17 protein-coding genes are annotated in these 18,560 nt (G+C 65.1%); 8 read left to right on the forward strand and 9 right to left on the reverse strand.

Translation table 11 applies throughout. The features are described from left to right. Positions 1-31 precede the first annotated feature (31 nt). The 6 genes from IH615_RS20795 to IH615_RS20820 all read right to left on the reverse strand — a co-directional run bounded on the left by IH615_RS20795 (position 32) and on the right by IH615_RS20820 (position 4,380). On the reverse strand, positions 32-1,078 hold the full coding sequence (locus IH615_RS20795; protein WP_291365012.1) for a 3-carboxy-cis,cis-muconate cycloisomerase: 1,047 nt from the start codon (positions 1,076-1,078) through the stop codon (positions 32-34). A gap of 69 nt (positions 1,079-1,147) precedes the next feature. Next, positions 1,148-1,768, reverse strand: a complete 621-nt coding sequence (pcaG, locus tag IH615_RS20800; protein WP_291365014.1) for a protocatechuate 3,4-dioxygenase subunit alpha — start codon at positions 1,766-1,768, stop codon at positions 1,148-1,150. Next, positions 1,768-2,514: a protocatechuate 3,4-dioxygenase subunit beta gene (gene pcaH, locus IH615_RS20805; RefSeq protein WP_291365016.1), complete on the reverse strand. Its 747-nt coding sequence runs from the start codon at positions 2,512-2,514 to the stop codon at positions 1,768-1,770. Before pcaH ends, pcaG begins: the two co-directional genes overlap by 1 nt. Then, positions 2,511-2,897, reverse strand: a complete 387-nt coding sequence (gene pcaC, locus IH615_RS20810) for a 4-carboxymuconolactone decarboxylase (RefSeq protein ID WP_291365018.1) — start codon at positions 2,895-2,897, stop codon at positions 2,511-2,513. The genes pcaH and pcaC overlap by 4 nt, the downstream gene beginning before the upstream one ends. Further along, entirely contained in the window at positions 2,890-3,684 is a 795-nt protein-coding gene (gene pcaD / locus IH615_RS20815) for a 3-oxoadipate enol-lactonase (RefSeq protein WP_291365020.1), read from the reverse strand. The genes pcaC and pcaD overlap by 8 nt, the downstream gene beginning before the upstream one ends. Before the next feature lie 201 nt (positions 3,685-3,885). Then, positions 3,886-4,380, reverse strand: coding sequence for a cytochrome b/b6 domain-containing protein (locus tag IH615_RS20820; protein ID WP_291365022.1), 495 nt, complete (start codon positions 4,378-4,380; stop codon positions 3,886-3,888). Between the two features lie 119 nt (positions 4,381-4,499). Between IH615_RS20820 and coxB the strand changes: the two genes are divergently transcribed. Genes coxB through IH615_RS20845 form a run of 5 tightly spaced genes read left to right on the forward strand, consistent with a single transcriptional unit; the run spans position 4,500 to position 9,997 of the window. After that, positions 4,500-5,453, forward strand: a complete 954-nt coding sequence (gene coxB / locus IH615_RS20825; RefSeq protein ID WP_291365024.1) for a cytochrome c oxidase subunit II — start codon at positions 4,500-4,502, stop codon at positions 5,451-5,453. Beyond that, a complete protein-coding gene (gene ctaD, locus IH615_RS20830; RefSeq protein WP_291365026.1) occupies positions 5,450-7,939 on the forward strand; it encodes a cytochrome c oxidase subunit I in 2,490 nt (829 codons plus the stop codon). The genes coxB and ctaD overlap by 4 nt, the downstream gene beginning before the upstream one ends. Then, a complete protein-coding gene (locus IH615_RS20835; protein ID WP_291365027.1) occupies positions 7,936-8,343 on the forward strand; it encodes a hypothetical protein in 408 nt (135 codons plus the stop codon). The genes ctaD and IH615_RS20835 overlap by 4 nt, the downstream gene beginning before the upstream one ends. Further along, positions 8,340-8,966: a cytochrome c oxidase assembly protein gene (locus IH615_RS20840; protein WP_291365028.1), complete on the forward strand. Its 627-nt coding sequence runs from the start codon at positions 8,340-8,342 to the stop codon at positions 8,964-8,966. Before IH615_RS20835 ends, IH615_RS20840 begins: the two co-directional genes overlap by 4 nt. After that, entirely contained in the window at positions 8,963-9,997 is a 1,035-nt protein-coding gene (locus IH615_RS20845) for a c-type cytochrome (RefSeq protein WP_291365030.1), read from the forward strand. The genes IH615_RS20840 and IH615_RS20845 overlap by 4 nt, the downstream gene beginning before the upstream one ends. 123 nt (positions 9,998-10,120) lie before the next feature. Here the strand turns inward: IH615_RS20845 and IH615_RS20850 are convergent, their stop codons facing one another. Beyond that, the gene (locus tag IH615_RS20850; protein WP_291365032.1) at positions 10,121-12,547 is read right to left on the reverse strand and encodes a membrane-bound PQQ-dependent dehydrogenase, glucose/quinate/shikimate family; all 2,427 of its coding nucleotides are present in this window, start codon (positions 12,545-12,547) and stop codon (positions 10,121-10,123) included. A 159-nt stretch (positions 12,548-12,706) separates the two neighbouring features. Between IH615_RS20850 and IH615_RS20855 the strand changes: the two genes are divergently transcribed. Next, positions 12,707-13,978, forward strand: coding sequence for an aminotransferase class I/II-fold pyridoxal phosphate-dependent enzyme (locus IH615_RS20855; RefSeq protein ID WP_291365035.1), 1,272 nt, complete (start codon positions 12,707-12,709; stop codon positions 13,976-13,978). Positions 13,979-14,373: 395 nt separating this feature from the next. On the opposite strand, the gene IH615_RS20860 is transcribed toward IH615_RS20855, so the two are convergent. Continuing rightward, positions 14,374-15,219: a phosphoenolpyruvate hydrolase family protein gene (locus IH615_RS20860; RefSeq protein WP_291365037.1), complete on the reverse strand. Its 846-nt coding sequence runs from the start codon at positions 15,217-15,219 to the stop codon at positions 14,374-14,376. Between the two features lie 7 nt (positions 15,220-15,226). After that, on the reverse strand, positions 15,227-16,426 hold the full coding sequence (locus IH615_RS20865; RefSeq protein WP_291365039.1) for a Tm-1-like ATP-binding domain-containing protein: 1,200 nt from the start codon (positions 16,424-16,426) through the stop codon (positions 15,227-15,229). 132 nt (positions 16,427-16,558) lie between these two features. Between IH615_RS20865 and IH615_RS20870 the strand changes: the two genes are divergently transcribed. Next, on the forward strand, positions 16,559-17,221 hold the full coding sequence (locus IH615_RS20870; protein WP_291365041.1) for a GntR family transcriptional regulator: 663 nt from the start codon (positions 16,559-16,561) through the stop codon (positions 17,219-17,221). A 77-nt stretch (positions 17,222-17,298) separates the two neighbouring features. Beyond that, positions 17,299-18,555 (forward strand): extracellular solute-binding protein, encoded by a 1,257-nt coding sequence (locus tag IH615_RS20875; RefSeq protein ID WP_291365043.1) that lies wholly within the window; start codon positions 17,299-17,301, stop codon positions 18,553-18,555. The last annotated feature ends 5 nt before the right edge of the window (positions 18,556-18,560 follow it).

Genomic DNA, 18,560 nt, shown 5'->3' on the forward strand with positions numbered 1-18,560 from the left:
GAATTGAATCTCGGCGACCTGCACGCAGCCGTCAGGGCGCGGGAAAGCTCAATTGGCCCAGCAGCAGGTTTCCGAGGCGCAGGCTGGCTCCGGTGGCAATGACGAGGGGCGGCAAGGCGAGCCATTCCAGCGTCCAGGCTGCGCCCGACCGCTCGTTTTCATGCACCATGGACTGCTGCAGCACCCCGACGAGACCGGCATTGTAGCGCGCCAGCGCCACCAGCACCTCGGCATTCACCGGGTTGGACTTGTGCGCCATCGAGGACGAACCGCCGCCGCCCGCAATGGTCACCGCGCCGATCTCGTTCTGCGCCAGCAGAGCCACGTCGGCGCCAATCTTGCCCAGCGTGCCGGTCAGCAGGGCCAGCAGCGACGCGAAGCCGACCAGCGGATCGCGGGCCGATTGCCACGGCTCGGCAAGGCCCAGATCGAGCTGTCGCGCCAGCGCGCGTGCAACCGCCTCGCCATGCGGGCCAAAGCTGCTGCGGTCGCCAATGGGGCCGCCGAGCTGGATCACCAGGAGGCTGCGGCGCACCGCCTGCAGCGCCGCCAGGTGGCGGCGAAGCGGCACCATCCAGGTCGCGAGCTTGGCGCTCACGCTATAGGGCAGAGCGCGCTGCATGCGCGTATGGGCCATCAGCCCCTGCCCGCCATAGCGAGTCACGAGCCCGTCCAAGGCATCGAGCATTGGGGTCAGCCGCGCGACCAACACCGCGATGACCGAGGCCAGTTGCAGCACCAGCGCCGTGTCGATCACATCCTGGCTGGTGGCCCCCTTGTGCAGGGCCTCGGCATGGGGCGCGGCGATGCGGCGCCGCATCTGCACCAGCAAAGCTGGCACCACCACCCCATCGCGCGCCATGCCTAGCGCCAGATCATCCCAATCCGGCTCGAAACCGTCGAGGCCCGCAGCGATGGCCGTGGCGGCCTCCGCGCTGATCAGCCCGGCCTCCGCCTCGGCCTGCGCCAGCGCCACCTCGAACGTCACCATGGCGGCAACCTGCGCCGCATCGGCCAGCAGCGCTTCGATTTCCGGGTCGCCCGCGAGGGCTGCGAGCAGGGAACGATTTCCAGTCATGGCCGCAATCTAGACTCGCTCGGGCACGATGGCGATGCCCAGCCGGGCTGGCCCGGCAAGGCCATGCACCTAGACGTCGAAAAACACCGTTTCCCGGTCCCCCTGCAGGTAGATATCCAGCACATAGCGCGGCGGGGCGCCGTCTTCCCGGTGCGCAATCAGCGTCGCCCGCCGCAGAGGGTCGGCAATCTTGCCGAGCACCCAGTCGGTCGCATTGGCATCGGCCTCGTCGGCGAAATAGAGCCGTGTCTGCAGCCCGATATTGATGCCGCGCGCCACGATCCACAGTGCCACATGCGGCGCCATCGGCCGGCCATCGGGCCCGGGTACCGGACCCGGCTTGATCGTCTCGAAGCTGAACACGCCATCGGCATCGGTCGGCTGCCGCCCCCAGCCGGTAAAGGCCGGCGCGACATTGGAGCCCGGCCCCATCGGCGCAGCGTAGGACCCGTTGGAATCGGCCTGCCACAGTTCGACCACCGCATCGCCCACCGGCACCCCGGCACCATCGATGACGCGGCCCGTGATGATGATGCGTTCGCCCGCCGTGTCCGGCGTCAGCATGCTTGCACCGAGATCGCTGGCATAGACGCCCCTGATGTCGGCAAAGTTGGGCGTCATGCCGATATGCACGTAGGGACCTGCCGTCTGCGACGGGGTTTCCCTGAGCCTGGGAACCGGATGCAGCATCAGTTTCCCTCCAGTTTGTTCTCGAACATGGTCGAGCGGCGGCCGCGCAACACGATATCGAAGCGATAGGCCAAGGCGTCCATGGGCGTTGTATTGTGCCGGTCGAGCCGGGCAATCAACTGGTCGATGGCGGCCTTGTCGGGAATGGTGCCGACAATCGGACACTGCCAGATCATCGGGTCCCCCTCGAAATACATCTGGGTGATCAGCCGCTGCGCGAAGGCGTGGCCGAAGACGGAAAAGTGGATATGGGCCGGCCGCCAGTCATTGCCGCCATTGGGCCAGGGATAGGCCCCGGGCTTGATCGTGCGGAACGAGTAGAAGCCGTCCGCATCGGTAATGGCCCGGCCGCAGCCGCCGAAATTGCGGTCGAGCGGCGCCAGGTATCCTTCCTTCTTGTGTCGATAACGCCCGCCGGCATTGGCCTGCCAGAACTCGACCAGCGTATTGGGCACCGCCCGCGCATTCTCGTCCAGCACCTGGCCATAGACGATCAACCGCTGGCCGATGGCCTCCGTGCCATCCTGGCTGTAATTGCGGATCAGGTCATTATCGAGCGCATTGAGGCTCGAATGTCCGAAGGTCGGGCCCGTCAGTTCCGATGCCGTCCCCCCCAGCGACAGCAGTGAATTGCGCGGCGCGCGAAAGGTCGCGCTCTTGTAGCCCGGTGTATTGGCCGGCGGATGCCAGGCCCGGTCGCGGGGAAAAAGCACGCCGTCCGCCCCCGGCAGGATGATGCCGCTCATTGCCCGTCTCCCCGATTGCTCAGCTCTTCCTTGGCGATCTTGAACGCCCTGTTGGCGGCCGGCACCCCTGCATAGACTGCCACATGCAGCAGGGCCTCCTTGATATCCTCGGCCGAGCAGCCGGTATTGACCGTTGAGCGCACATGCATGGCCAGTTCCTCCTCATGCCCCAGCGCTGCCAGCAGCGCGATAGTCACCACCGAGCGTTCGCGCTTGCTCAGGCCAGGCCGCGACCATACCGAACCCCAGGCGCCTTCGGTAATGAAACTCTGGAAATCCGCGTCGAACGATGTCTGGCGCGCCGTGGCGCCGTTGACATGGGTATCGCCGAGCACCGAGCGCCGCGTCGCCATACCCCGCTCATACAGACTTGCCTCAGTCATAGCCCACCTCGTTGAGAAAACGCGTCATCAATGCCGTCAGCGCCAGCGGCTGTTCAATGGAAGGAATGTGTCCGCAGTCCGCAATCGTGGCGAACTGTGCGCCGCCAATGGCCTGGGCTGTCTGCCGCACCAGCTCGACTGGCGTGGACAGGTCCTGCTCGCCGACCACGACCAGCGTCGGCACGGCAATAGCGGCAATGGCGTCGCGCAGATCGGCATCGCGCAAGGCCGCGCAGGTGCCGGCATAGCCATCGACAGGCATGCGCACCAGCATGTTCCGCCAGCCGGCCAGTTCGTCTGCCTGCTCCTGCCGGAAGCGCTCGGTGAACCAGCGCGCCATCACCGGCTCGGCAATGGCTTCCAGCCCCCGCTCGCGTACAGCGGCGATCCGCTCGTTCCACATGGTGGCGTCGCCCACCTTGGCCGCCGTATCGCACAGCACCAGCGCCGCCAGGCGGTCGGGATGGCGCAACGCAAAACCCTGCGCGATCATGCCGCCCACCGAAACCCCGGCAAGCGCCAGCCGCTCGATCTCGAGATGTCGCAGCAAACCCGCTAGGTCATCGACATGGTCGTCGAGGCGATAGTCGCCATCAGGCGCATCGCTCAGCCCGTGGCCCCGCTTGTCATAGGAGATGATGCGGTAGCGGCCGGCCAGCAGGGTGACAACCGCATCCCAGATGCGCGCATCGGTGCCCAGCGAATTGGCGAGGACGAGGGCCGGGGCGCTCTCGCTACCCTCCACCCTGTAATGCAGCACGACATCGTTGATCCGGGCAAAGGCCATTGTTCCTCCGTCCTCAATTATGCCCCTGCCGCCTCCCAAGTAAAATGACTAGTTCAGACCCACCGATAACCCTACAATTATGGCCGGAACGCGAGCCGAGCAATATCGCGGCTGTTACCGCTCCTAGCATAACCATAGCGCCAGGTTGAGGTTGGCGCAAAGCTGCTCTGGTCATGGGTGCAGCCGCCGCTATGCCGCACTTCAGTCCGCAGTCGCCCGCAGCATTCGCCGCAACGTGTCGTTGCGAAAGACAAAATGCTCGGCCAGCGCTCCGATCACGTGAAAGCCGATGGTTGGCACCAGAACCAGCCGGCCGATCTCGTGCAGTGCGGCGGAGAACTCGACCGCGAAAAACCAGGCGATCGCGCCGGTGAGCGGCATGAAGAAGAGAAATCCATAGAGCAGGACATGCGTCGCGTGGCCCAGCCAGTTGAGGATGGCCGGCGTATCCTGATAGGGCGCCGGCGCGCCGCGGACGACGCGGATCCCCAGCCGGATGGCGGCCAGTACGAGTATGGTGACGCCGACACTCACATGCAGCAACGCCCCGCCCAGCTCGTCCATTGCCTCGCCATCGAGTCGGTCGGCGAAGGCGTGCTGCACGTCCTCGTTGACCAGGAGCTGGAAAATGACCAGCGCCGCGATGACCCAGTGCAGGATGATCTGGATGAGTGAATAGCCCTTTGGCTTTGCCATGACCTGTCCTGTGCGACGCGATCAATCAGGAACTCATCCGGCGGCGCCGCGTTCCCGGCTTGTATTTCATTTTGCGGGGGCGAATGGGCCGACCATGTTCGGGCATTGCGAAGCGCAGCATGCTGGCAGCAGGCCTGCTGTTTGCCTGCGCCATGCTGGCGGCCTGCAACCCCGAACAGAGTGCCCTGCACCCAGCCGGCCAAGACGCCGCCGAACTCGCCAACCTATTCTGGTTCATGACCGCGGGCGGGGCGCTCGTCTGGTGCATCATCATGGGTTCGGCGATCTATGCCGTGCTCGGCAGCAAGCGCCCGCGCAGCGAACGCTTTGCCGACCGCTTCGTCTTCATTGGCGGCGTCGCCTTTCCCACCGTCGGCCTTGCCGGGCTCCTCATCTTCGGATTGGCGCTATTGCCCAATTGGGCCGAGGCGGACACGCCCGACCTTCAGGTTCAGGTCGTGGCCGAGCAGTTCTGGTGGCGGCTCGGCTATGAGGCGGCAGATGGCAGCCAGGTCGCCACCGCCAATGAAATCCACCTTCCCGTTGGCGCCACGGCTGAATTCGTGCTCACCAGCACCGACGTCATCCACTCGTTCTGGATCCCCTCGCTGGGCGGCAAGATGGACGCCATACCCGGACGAACCAATGTGCTGCGGCTGACGCCGACCAAGCCCGGCGTCTATCGCGGCGTCTGCGCCGAATTCTGCGGCCCCTCACATGCCCTGATGGCATTCCCCGTCGTGGTGCATGAAGCTGATGCCTATGCCGAATGGCTGGAGACGCAGCGCCAGCCGGCCACCGCTGGCAATGGCGAGGCCTTCATCGCCGCCGGCTGCGGAGCCTGCCACGTCGTCCGCGGCATCAGCGAAGCGGGCTCGGTTGGCCCCGATCTCACCCACTTTGCCAGCCGTCGCACCATCGGAGCCGGCACAATGCTGCTGACCCCGGCCAACCTTGCCGATTGGTTGGTCGCCCCCAGCCATATCAAGCCGGGCAGCCGCATGCCCTCCTTCGCCACCCTGCCCGATGCCGAACGCCAGGCCATCGTCGATTTTCTGCTGGAGCTCAAATGACCGACAAGGCCGCCGAGGAACGGCAACTGGCGAGGGTATGGGCGCCGCCCCGCGGCTGGCGCTACCTGACCGATGTGAACAATTCGGTGGTCGGCCTCTGGTATATCGTGGCCGCTTTCGCCTTCATGCTGTTTGGCGGTGCCCTGGCGCTGATCATCCGCGCGCAACTGGCGGTCCCGGACAACAACCTGGTCTCGGCCGAAACCTACAACCAGCTCTTCACCCTGCATGGCACGGTGATGATGTTCCTGTTCGCCGTGCCGATCTTCGAGGCGGTGGCCATCCTCATCCTGCCGCCGATGCTCGGCGCCCGCGACCTGCCCTTCCCCCGCCTTTCGGCCTTCGGCTTCTGGTGCTTCGCCATCGGGGGCGTCTTCGTCTGCGGCTCGATCTTCTTCAATGCCGCACCCGATGCCGGCTGGTTCATGTATCCGCCGCTCTCGACCGAACAGTCCGGCATCGGCGCCGATATCTGGCTGCTGGGCCTCAGCTTCATCGAGGTCGCCTCCATCGCGGCTGCGGTGGAACTGATCGTGGGCGTGCTGAAATGCCGTGCCCCCGGCATGCATATCAACCTCACGCCGCTCTATGGCTGGTACGTGCTGATCGTCGGGGCGATGATTCTGTTCGCCTTTCCACCGCTGATCGCCGGCGATTTCCTGTTCGAGCTGGAACGAGCGTTCAACTGGCCTTTCTTCGATGTCACGCGCGGCGGCGACCCGCTGCTGTGGCAGCACCTGTTCTGGATCTTCGGGCATCCCGAAGTCTATATCGTCTTCCTGCCGGCCATTGCGCTGTTGGCCATGATCATTCCGACCTTCGCGCAGCGGCCGATCGCCGGCTATTCCTGGATCGTGCTCTCGGCCATCGGCACTGGCTTCCTGAGCTTCGGGCTCTGGGTGCACCACATGTTCACCACCGGCCTGCCCGCCATATCTCTGGGCTTTTTCTCCGCGGCGTCGGAAGCCGTTGCTATTCCCACCGGCATCCAGCTTTTTGTCTTCATCGCCACGGTGATGCTGGGCAACGTCGTCCGCACGGTGCCCATGCTCTATTGCCTGGGCGCGCTCGCGACATTCATCGTCGGCGGCCTGACCGGGGTCATGGTCGCCGTGGCGCCGTTCGATTTCCAGGTCCACGACACCTATTTCATCGTTGCCCACCTGCACTACACGCTGATCGGCGGCATGCTGTTTCCGGTGATGGCGGGCGTGCAATACTATTACCCCTTCGCCACCGGCAAGATGCTGTCGCGGACATCAGGCATCTGGTCGTTCTGGCTGGTCTTCATCGGTTTCAACGTCGCCTTCCTGCCCATGCACCTGACCGGTCTGCTCGGCATGCCGCGCCGGGTCTTCACCTATGGCGCCGACCGCGGCTGGGACACGCTCAATATGGTCTCGACCATCGGCGCCTTCGTGCTGGCGGCTGGTTTCCTGCTCTATGTCTGGGATTGTGTGCGGCCCAAGGGCAAGGAGCCGAATGCACCGCGCAACGTGTGGAACGCAGGCACACTCGAATGGCTGGGCCGGGTGCCATCCGACAACTGGGGCCTGCGCTCGATCCCGCAGATCAACAGCCGCTATCCGCTATGGGACGACAAGGACCTTCTCGATACCATCGACCAAGGCCGCGGCCTGCTGGCCGATGCCAAGGAGGGTCGGCGCGAGACGCTGGTGACCTCTGTGCTCGATGCCGAGCCGTTGCAGGTGCTGCGCGTCGGCACGCCCACCTGGCTGCCCATGCTGGCGGCCATCGGTCTGGCTGGCGTCTTCATCTTCCCCGTGTGGAAACTGTGGTGGCCAACCCTGGGCAGCGCCATCTTCTTCCTCGCCATCCTGCTCTATTGGCTGTGGACCGGCACGGCTGAAATTCCCGAGAAGCAGACCAAGGATATCGGCGACGGCCGCCGCCTGCCGCTCTATGTGGCCGGTCCTCGCTCGACCGGCTGGTGGGCCATGTTCATCACCATGACCGGCGATCTCACTGCCTTCCTGGCCGTGCTGTTTGGTTACTTCTTCTTTTGGACCATCCACCCCGATTTCCCGCCCGTCGGCATAGACGGACCCGGCTGGCAGTGGCCGCTGACAGCCGCGATCCTCGCCATCGTCACCTGGGGCGCCACCCTTGCTGCCCGCCTGGCCAACGCGGCCGGATACGTGACCCTGTCGCGCGCCCTGCTGGTGGCCGCGCCAGTCGGCGCCGTGTTCACCGGACTGGCGCTGATGGCGGGGCCGTGGACAACGGGCCTTGATCCCACCGCACATGCCTATCCCGCCATCGTCTGGGGACTGGTGGTCTGGGTGGTGGCGCATCTGCTGGCCGGCACCATCATGCAGGCCTATTGCCTTGCCCGCACCTGCTTCGGCCGCCTCACCCCCCGCCATGACGCCGACCTGTGGAACGTCACCCTCTACTGGCACTTCACCGGCTTCAGCGCGTTGCTCACCGCATTGGTCATTGGAGGCTTTCCGCTGCTGCAATGAGTGCAAAACGCGCCCATAACGAGGTTGAACGCGAGACCGGCCATGGCACCGACCTGTGGCGGGTCATCGCCGCGCCCATCATCTGGGCGCTGCATTTCCTGTTCTGCTACGTCTATGCCGCGATCTATTGCGAGAAGGCCGGCCGCGCTGCTTCGCTCGATCATCCCACGCTGGTGGTCATCATCGCCACCCTTGTGGCGCTGGCCGGCATCGGCCTATCGACACACCACATCTGGGGCGTCCGCGCCCGCAGCCTCACTGACAATGACTTCGAATTCGAGCACAATACGCCCGAGGAACGCCACCGCTTCCTCAGTCACGTGGCTCTGATGCTCTGCGTCCTCTCGGCCGTGGCCGTGCTCTACGTCACCATCCCCATGCTCTATCTCTCGACCTGCCGATGATCGACCGTCCGCTCACCCTTGCCGGCATCGCGGTACTCCTCCTGGCCTGGATAGGCCCGCTGCCCGGCATGGTCGCTGGCAGCTTCGCCGCTCACATGACCCTGCACATGACAGTGGTCGGCATTGGCGTGCCGCTGCTGGCGGCCGGCATCGGCCCCTATATGGCCCGGCGCAACTGGCTGCGCTCGCAGGTGACGCTGCCCATCGCCGTCAGCATCCTGGACCTTGTCGTGGTCTGGGGCTGGCATGCCCCGACCCTGCACCATGCCTCTCGCACCCTGCCACTCGCCCTCGCCGCCGAACAGCTCAGCTTCGCACTCGTTTCCATGCTGGTCTGGCTGGTCGCCCTTTCCAGCACCGCCCAGACCCGGCGCGGCGCCGCGCTGGCCGGCGCCATGGCGCTGTTCTTCACCTCCATGCACATGACCCTGCTCGGTGCCCTGATCGGCCTGGCGCCGCGGCCGGTTTATGACGATCACCTGCATCACGCCATCGGCGGCCTGCCCGCTCTCGCCGATCAGCAGTTGGGCGGCGTGATCATGCTGGCTATCGGCGGCGTGATCTACCTGGCCGGCGGGCTGATACTCATGGCCCGCGTGCTGCAACGACAGGCGGCGACATGACCGATCTCCGGCCATATCTGATCGGCGCCGGACTGGGGGTACTGGGGCTCGCCTTCGTGCCCCTTAGCGGCCTGCTGCCCAGTTCCGCCGAGCCCGGCCAGGCAACCGCGCTGGACTGGTATTTCAACCTCGCCGCGCAACAGGCGATCACCCTCCGCTCGCTGGGCACCGAAGTGCCGCCACTCGACCGGCCGGGCATGGTGCAGCGCGGCGCCGGCCACTATGAAATGGTCTGTGCCACCTGCCACGGCAGCCCCGCTGCGCCGCCCGACCAGCTCGCGGAAAACCTGAGCCCGCAGCCGCCCCTGCTTGTCGACCGCATGGCCCAATGGCACCCCGAAGCGCGCATCTTCGCCACGGTCAGGCATGGCATACGCCGCACTGCCATGCCCGGCTGGCCGACGCAGCGGCGCGACGACGAAGTCTGGGACATGGTGGCGTTCCTGCTCGCACTGCCCGAACTCGACGCCAGCCAGTATGGCGCCATGACTACCGGCGTGGCCGACAACGATTGCGCCCGCTGCCACGGCAAGAATGGCGAAGGCATCATCCCCGGCGTGCCGCGGCTCGACATCCAGACCCCAGCCTATCTCGAGGCTGCCCTCAAGGCCTTTCGCGACGGCACCCGCGAAAGCGGCACCATGATGGCGGCTGCCCGCACACTCAGCGACGAAGAGATCACCGCCCTCGCCCGGCACTTTGGCCGCAGCGCTGCAGTTGCGGCCGACATCGAGCAAGCCCCTGATATTATCCGCCTTGGCATCCCCGAGCACGATGTTCCCGCCTGCGCCTCTTGCCATGGGGCGAGTGCCCGGCCCGGCTATCCCCGCCTGGACGGCCAGGATGCAGACTACCTGTTGCGCCAGCTGGAGCTGTTCAGGCTGCTCGGTGCGGAGCGGGGCGGTCCGAACGCGCATATCATGGCCGAGGCGGTGCGCGAACTGGACCAGGATCAGATCAAATCGCTGGCCGAATGGTATGGCGCCGGCGAGATGACGCGAACGCCCGCCGACCTGCCGCTGCATCCCTAGGCGCGTCCCCACTCTCCGGACAATCGGTCTACCCCACACGGAGGAGGCAGATCTGGGTCCTTCGTCCACCCCTCCACCTCACTCCCTCCCAGCAGGGAGGGAGGCGACCCGGCGTTCCGCGGGTCATTCAGGCAGCGCATAGGCGATGACCGCATCGCTGACCGGGGTCTCCATGAAATGATGCCCGCCCGGCGCAATGACGACGAATTGCCGTCCGTCGGCCTGGTAGACGATGGGGTTGGCCTGGCCGCCACCGGGCAGCGTGTCGGTCCAGACCGTCTCGCCGGTTTCAATGTTTATGGCATGGATCAGGTTGTCAGTTGTGGCTGCCACGAAGATCAGGCCGCCCGCCGTCACCACCGGTCCGCCATTGTTCGGCGTGCCGATATCGAGTGGCAACATGGACGGAATGCCGAACGGGCCGTTTCGGCGCGCCGTGCCGAACGGACGGTCCCACACCGCCTCGCCTGTCGCCAGGTCAATCGCCCTGATGCCGCCATAGGGGGGCTGCTTGCACAGCAGGCCCGTGAACATGCGCCAGCCGGCATTGACGTCGATGGCAAAGGGCGCACCCGTCTGCGGACCGGCTTCGCCCAGCGGGCCTTCGCCTTGCCCGGCACGCGGATCGGTTATCGGCACGAGGCCAGCCGCGTCCGCTTCCTCGCGCGGGACCAGTCGATTGTGGTTGGGCGTATCATTGTAATTGGCGATGATCAGGCCGCGCTCGACATCGATGGCGATGCTGCCCCAGTCATTGCCGCCATTGTAGCCTGGATACTGAATCCAGTGCTGGTCGGTGGTTGGCGGCGTGTACATGCCCTGATAGCTCGATTGCCGGAACTGGATGCGGCACCACAGCTGATCGAGCGGCGTCATGCCCCACATGTCGGCCTCGGTGAGGTCGGGGAAGGCCAACGAGTGATAGGCCGAGAACGGCTGTGTCGGGGACAGGTATTCCGGCTCGACCCCGCCCTGCGGCACCTCCCGTTCTTCCACCTCGAACAGCGACTCTCCCGTGGCCCGGTCGAGCACGTAGATGTCGCCCTGCTTGGAAGCGAGGACCAGCGCGGGGCGCGGACCGTCGGCGGCAGGAAAGTCGATCAGGGTGGGCTGGGAGCCCAGGTCGTAGTCCCACACGTCCCGGTACACGGTCTGGAAATGCCAGACGTCTTCGCCGCTCGTGGCATCCACCGCCACCAGCGACGTCGCATAGTCGTTCTCGAGCGCGCTGCGGTTGGAGCCGTAATAATCCACCGAGGAATTGCCCAGCGGCAGATAGACAAGGCCCAGCTCTTCGTCGGCCGCCGCAGTGGTCCACATATTGGGCGTGCCGCGCGTATAGACCTCGCCCTCGGCCGGCGCGCCGCGATTGCCCGGATTGCCTAGGTCCCACGCCCAGGCCAGCTCGCCTGTCACGGCATCGTAGCCGCGCACCACGCCCGAGGGCGCATCCTCGGCCTGGCCGTCCTTGACCTGCGCGCCCATCACGGCGATGCCGCGCACGATGGTTGGCGCCGATGTCACCGCATACCAGCCCGGCACGGTATCGCCGATCCCTTCTTCGAGGTTGACCTGCCCGTTGGTGCCGAAATCCGCGCAGGGCTGGCCGGTGCGGGCGTCCACGGCGAGGAGGCGCGCATCCAGCGTGCCCCACAGCATCCGGGTGGCGCAGGCCTCGTCCGCCGCCGCGCCGGGCACTTCGTAATAGGCAACGCCGCGGCAGGTCGCGCCATAGGGAATGGCGTCGGCCGACACGCCCGGATCAAAGCGCCATTCCTCCCCGCCGGTCGCGGCGTCGATGGCCAGACCAATGCCCATCGCCGTGCACATCAGCAGGCTGTCGCCCACCTTGAGGGGCGTGTTCTCCGGCGAATACTTGCCCTCCGCCGCTTCGGACGGCAGGTCGCCGGTGTTGAATTCCCACGCGCGCTCCAGCTGACCGACATTGTCGGGCGTGATCTGGTCGAGCGGCGAATAGCGCGCCGCCTCATAGGTGCCGCCATAGGCGGGCCAGTCCGCGCCCACTACGAGCGGCTCGGCAACCGGACGCGGTGCGATCGAGGGCTCCTGCGTCGCAGGCTCGGCAAGCACCGCCGCCTCTTGCGCCAGCAGCGGGGATTGACGGAGCGAGGTCAGGCCAAGGCCGGATGCACCGAGCGCCAGGACGCCGACAGACGCAGCCACGACAGCCGCGCTACCGAAGCCGGACCGGCCGCGCAACGCCGGAATGACGAGCAGCACGAGGATGAGAATGACAGTCGGCGCCACCAGCCGGGGCACCTGCGCCCAACCGTCGAGGCCCCGCTCCCACAGGGCCCAGATGACCGTGCCCGCAAAGGTCAGCAGATACACCCCCACGCCCAGCATGGAACGGCGGAACAGGAACCAGGCAGAGACCAGCAGCCCCAGTCCGGCCAGCGCGTAGTACCAGGATCCGCCAAGCGCGATCAGCCAGACGCCTCCGACCAGAATGGGCAGCCCGAACAACACCACCACCGCGGCGAGGGCCATGACCGCCCAATAGCCGAAACCCCGGTTTGCCCGCTCCATACCAGCCTCCATAATAGACACTGAGGCGGAACGAGCTGACGCCTACGGGGTTCCTGTGCGCTGCAGGGGAATGCCACTTGCGGCGCATATGGCCCTATCGACCGATGACGAAATGCGGATACTGGGCCAGCGAGTCCGATTCAAGAATGGGGAAGCCTAATGAAGCTCGAAACGCTGGCACTGCACCATGGCTATACGCCGGAGGCCACGACCAAGTCGGCGGCGGTGCCGATCTATCAAACCACCTCCTACACGTTCGATGACACCAAACACGGTGCCGATCTCTTCAACCTGGCCGTTCCGGGTAACATTTATACCCGCATCATGAACCCGACCACGGCAGTGCTCGAGCAACGGGTGGCCGAAATGGAAGGTGGCATCGCTGGCCTCGCTGTAGCCTCGGGCATGGCCGCGATTACCTACTCCATTCAGGCCATTGCCGGCGTGGGGGACAATATCGTGTCAATCAGCCAGCTCTATGGCGGCACCTACAATCTGTTCATGCACAGCTTCCCGCGCCAGGGCATCGAGGTGCGCATGGCTGCGGCCGGCGATTTCGACGCCATCGAGGCCCTGATAGACGACAAGACCAAGGCTGTGTTCTGCGAGTCGATCGGCAATCCTGCGGGCAATGTGGTGGATATCGAGCGCCTGGCGCAGATCGCCCATGCCCATGGTGTGCCGCTGATCGTCGACAACACGGTCGCTACGCCCTATCTCTGCCGCCCCATCGACTTTGGCGCCGATATCGTGGTGCATGCACTCACCAAATATATCGGCGGCCATGGCAATTCGATCGGCGGCATCATTGTCGACAGCGGCAAGTTCGACTGGGTCTCCAACAAGGCACGCTTTGCGGTGCTGAATGAGCCCGACCCATCCTATCATGGCGTCGTCTATACCGAAGCGCTTGGCGCTGCCGCCTATATCGGTCGCTGCAGGGTGGTGCCGCTGCGCAATACCGGCGCCGCCCTGTCGCCCCATAGTGCCTTCCTCTTCCTGATGGGATTGGAAACCCTGGGTCTGCGCATGGAGCGCCATTGTGAGAACGCCCTCAAGGTGGCGCATTATCTCGAAAGCCATCCCAAGGTGACCTGGGTCAACTATGCGGCCTTGCCCACAAGCAAGTACCATGATGTCGCCAAGCGTATCACCAAGGGACAGGCCTCTGGCATCGTCAGCTTCGGCATCAAGGGCGGCGTGGAAGCGGGAGGCAAGTTCATAGATGCGCTGAACATGGTCCTCCGCCTGGTCAATATCGGGGATGCCAAGTCACTCGCCTGCCACCCCGCATCGACGACGCATCGCCAACTGGGCCCCGATGAACTGGCCCGCGCTGGCGTATCCGAGGACCTCGTTCGCCTTTCGGTGGGCATTGAGCATATCGACGATATCATCGCCGACATCGACCAGGCCCTGTCCAAAGCCTGAAGTCAGGAGCCGGCCCGCACAAGGCCGGCTCCGCAAGATTGGGCCCCAGGAGGCCGGGGCCTGTGCACCGAGCGCTGGGTTTCAGGTCGATCTGGCACCGCTCACCCGGCCGGCCGGCGCGCCGGCTGGCAACAGTTCAGGCCCGCGGCAAGCGCGATTTGGGACTTGCGGGTCGGCAACCTTCGAGCGATCCAGATCGATGCTCGGACATTGAGGAAACTGTGTTCGGTATTGGGACGTTGATGTCGCAGTCGCCCTGTGGCTCTACGACAGCGCCGAATGATGAGGCGAACGACATTGCCGACCAATAATCCCGTCGGCAAAGCGCCTCAGTTCGATCATTGCGTTTACCGCCGCCGATCTCCAACTGCCGACATTGGATGTCCAGCGTCGCTTTACGCACCCACTGGGTTATCCTGGATGGCGATGAAGCGCGCGACCTGGTCGCGAATGGCGATTTCGGTCGGCAGCCGCTCCATTGAGCTTGCACCGTAGAATCCGTGGCACACATCCGTGCGCCCCAGCACATAGGCGGCATCGTCGGGCATGGCGATTGGGCCGCCATGGCAGAGGACGATGATATCGGGATTGACGCTACGCGCAGCGGCGGACCAGGCGTCGATCTCGATGATGCACTGATCCAGCGTCTTGGCGGTCTGCGCGCCGATGGCGCCGCCGGTGGTCAGGCCCAGATGGCAGACGATGATATCGGCGCCGGCCCTGGCCATTTTGGTGGCATCGTCAGTGCTGAAGACATAGGGCGTGGTCAGCATACCCTTGGCCGCCGCGCGGGCGATCAGCTCGACCTCGAGGTCATAGCTCATGCCGGTTTCTTCGAGATTGGCCCGGAACACCCCGTCGATCAGCCCGACGGTGGGAAAGTTCTGCACGCCTGCAAAGCCGAGGGCGATGAGCCTGTCGAGGAACTGGTCGGGCAGCATGAACGGATCGGTGCCGTTGACGCCGGCCAGCACCGGCGTGTGCCGGACCACGGGCAGCACTTCGTGCGCCATCTCTACGACGATGTCGTTGGCATTGCCATAGGCCAGCAGGCCCGCCAGCGAGCCACGCCCGGCCATGCGATAGCGCCCCGAATTGTAGATGACGATGAGATCGATGCCGCCGGCCTCCTCGGCCATGGCGGAAAGCCCGGTGCCGGCGCCACCCCCGATAATGGGGCGGCCAGCCGCGATCTTGGCGCGCAAACGGGTGAGAATTTCGGTCTTGGTCGGGCGGGTCATGAGAGGCTTATCCATTGGCGATCTGGCGGAAATTGTCTGCGAGGGCCGCCGCGAAGAGCGGGTCGTTGATGTGGAGATCGAGTTCGACAAGGCGCCGATTGGGTGCCTGGACCCAGCCGGAGCGGATGGCGTCGAAGAGCGCGGTATCAGCGGCCAGATCATGGAACGGCTGACCGGGAGCGTCGATAGCAGAAACGCCGCCCAATGGCAGGAGGAAGCGGACCTGCCCCTCCATGCGGTTGATGCGTGACACGATGAAGGTGCCTATGGCGCGATTTTCCTCCGGCGTGGTGCGCATCAGGGTCACTTGGGCATTGTGGACGTGCAGCTTGCGGTTGGCAAACTGGGCGGGCACCGTTTCACGCGCGCCGAAATTGACCATGTCCACGGCGCCGACCGTACCCACATAAGGCAGGCGCGTCCGGATGGTGGCGCCGAAGCGGTCCTCGGTGGCGGGAAAGACACCGCCGACCAGAAGATCGGGGACCTCGGTGGTGGTGACATCGATCAGGCCGGTGACCAGGCCGCTATCGGCAAGCTTTTCCATCGATTGGCCGCCGACACCGGTGGCGTGGAAGATATAGACCTCGTGGCTTGCTTCCATGATCTGCCGCACTGATGTGACGCAGGCCGTGGTAACCCCAAACATGGTCATCCCCAGGCCCGGTTTGTCGCTGGCGGCTGCGGCGACCGGATGGAGCGCCATGCCGGCGGCCGCATGGGCGGCATTGCCGATAACCTTTCGCGAGATGGCGTTGAGGCCCGCAACGTCGACCACCGAATACATCATGGCCAGGTCGTTGGGCCCGACATAGGGCGCGGTATTGCCCGAGGCGACGGTGGAGACCATCAGCTTGGGCACGCCGATGGGCAGCGACCGCATCGCCTCGGTGACCAGCGCGGTATTGCCGGTGCCCCCAAGGCCCAGCACGGCGCCGATATCGGTACGGGTCGCAAGATAGGCGGTGAGAGCGCGGCCCATGGCCGAGACTGCCTGGCCGCGATCGGTCAATCCCAGCACCGCTGCGGCGCCCTCGGGATGGTGGGCGGCAATCTCCAGCGCCGAAATGTCGGCGCCATCACCCACGCCTTGCGTGCCCACATCGAGCAGGACGGCGCTGGCGCCCGCCTGGCGCACCGCCTCGGCGGCAAAGCGCAGTTCAGGCCCTTTCGTATCCATCGTCCCGACCACGTAAACCCTGGCCATCCTCGTTCTCCCATCCTGAGGCGCCCGTGCCGGCGCCTTTTCATAAGCATGCAAAATTCTTACTGTCATTTTCCATCTTGTATACTCTTCAAAATATTGTATGCAATAGCCCAACGAGAGACCGGAACGATCATGAACGCACCCCGCCACCTGACGCTGCGCGAACGCATCTACGAGGAAATCGTACGGATGATCGTGTCGGGCGAACTGCCCAGCGGCACCCCGCTGGACGAAAAGGCGCTGACCGAAAAGCTGCAGGTGAGCCGGACGCCGTTCCGCGAGGCACTGGGCACGCTGGCCAAGGAAGGCCTGATCGAGATCAAGCCCTATCGCGGCTTCTATGTGCGCAGCTTTTCACGCAAGGAGGTCGAGGATCTCTATGAGCTGCGCAAGACGCTGGAATGCTTCGCCGTCCAGCTTGCCGTGCCTAATATGAGCGACCGCCATATCGCGGCCTTCGAACGCATTCTCGATGACGCCGTAACCGCGCTCCAGTCCGGCGACCTGGCCACCTATGGTGCCCGCGACCGCGTGTTCCACGAGACCATTGCCGAACTCTCCGGCAATGCGGCGCTGATCGAAACGCTCAACCGGCTGGCACTGCAAATCCAGATCGGCCGCACCATTGCCAATGAAAGCAAGGATTTCGCCCAGCGCGCCGCCCAGGAGCGTGACGACATCCTGGCCGCTTTCCGCGCCCGCGACATCGCCCGCGCCAGCGCCCTGATGGCGGCCCATATTGCCGATGTGCAAGGCGCCGTTCTCGAACGCTTCCGCAACGAAGAAGCGAAATAGGCTCGTCGCAAGCGGCCAATCAGACTGCAGCAAGGCGCAGTGCCGGCAAAACGGCACGCCCAAACAGGAGGAAGAAAATGCAGAGACGAACTTTGATGGCGACTGCCCTTGCAGCACTCGCCGCTGCCGGCGCCGTCACCGCCGCCCAGGCGCAGACCCTGGTGATGTGGGGACCCGAACAGATCACCGAGCCGCTGGTGGCCGAACTCTGGAACGGCATCAAGGCCGATTTCGAGGCGGCCAATCCCGGCGTCACCGTCGAGTTCATGCCCCCGACCGGCAACATCTCGGACGGCGCAGTGCAGGCCGCAATTCAGTCCAATGCCGGCCCCGACGTGATGCTGACCAATTCGGGTGTCGCCCGCGTCTCCACGGTCGTCAATGCGGCCCTCGTGGCGCCGCTGACCGCTGCCTATGCCGAGCGCGGCTGGGACCAGCAGATCTATCCCTGGCTCTATGAGGAGCTGAAATCGCAGCGCGGCGGGGAAATCTACGAGGTGCCGGACGGGCTCGACGCCCTGGGCATCTGGTACCACAAGGACATGTTTGCCGAGAACCAGTGGCAGATCCCCGGCACCTATGCCGATTTCCTGACCCTGATGGGCCAGATGAAGGAAAAGGGTATCAACCCGATCGCCATCGGGCCGCGCACGGCCGGCAGCGCCGGGCACCTGTTCGGCAATATCCTGCAGGCTTCGAGCGGCACCCCCGTGGTGGGCGAGGCGCTCGACGGGAAGCTGGACTGGACCGACCCATCTATCGCGCTGGGCGCGGTGCGGCTGCGCGAACTGGTCGATGCAGGCTATATCGACAAGGAAATGGCGGCGCTCGACCTCGATGGCGCGGCCCGCCTCTGGTTCAACAAGCGCGCCGCCATGTTCGTGGCCGGGCCCTGGTTCACCGCCAATGCGCGCAATGCCGGCTATGACCTGACCAATGCCGGCTTTGCCGCCATGCCCAGCGATATCGGCGCGGCCATGCCCACCGGTGGCGTTGGCTGGAGCTGGATGATCCCCGCCAATTCCAAGCAGCCCGAGCTGGCCATGAAGTGGATCGACTTCATCCTCTCCCAGGACGTGATGAAGCGCCGTGCCGAAAATCCGGCCAGCACCATGCTCTATCCGCGCGCCATCAAGGACTACAATCCGCCCACCCAGATCCTGGCCGAAATCTTCAGCACGGCTTCGGGTGGCGTTGGCTACAATCCCAGCGTCTATCTTCCGGCAGGCGTCGTCGACACCTACTTCCAGGTTATCCAGGGGCTGATCAGCGCCCAGATCACCGGTGAGGAAGGCATGGCGCAGATCCAGGCCAAGATGGCAGAGGCGCAGTAAGCGCC

The sequence above is a fragment of the Devosia sp. genome (genome assembly GCF_014860165.1).
Taxonomy (GTDB): domain Bacteria; phylum Pseudomonadota; class Alphaproteobacteria; order Rhizobiales; family Devosiaceae; genus Devosia.